The sequence below is a fragment of the Limnospira sp. PMC 1279.21 genome, assembly GCF_032349615.1.
Classification (GTDB): domain Bacteria; phylum Cyanobacteriota; class Cyanobacteriia; order Cyanobacteriales; family Microcoleaceae; genus Limnospira; species Limnospira fusiformis.
On sequence record NZ_JARPLU010000611.1, the window covers coordinates 1 to 271 of the forward strand.

Below are 271 nucleotides of genomic sequence, written 5' to 3' on the forward strand. Positions count from 1 at the left end.
ACTGGGACATCATTTGTCAGGAGATGTCCGCATGGTTGTCGTTGCCCACAAAGACCGATTGGCAATATGGGGATTTGACTTGTTTCGATGGCTCTGTGAGCAAAACAGGTGCTCACTCATGGTTCTCAACCAGACAAGTCTCAGTCCAGAACCAGAAATGGTTGAGGACATCCTCGCCATCCTCCACTGCTTCAGTTCCCGATTATACGGACGGAGTAAATACAAAACTCAGGTCAAAGAAGATCCGGATTTACCCCAGCCCAGAGCTAAG

Annotated in this window: 1 pseudogene; it reads left to right on the forward strand. The window is 48.7% G+C overall.

Annotated elements, in window-relative coordinates:
• Positions 1-271 (forward strand): annotated as a pseudogene (locus P5683_RS26215) (IS607-like element ISArma1 family transposase); the annotation flags it as partial.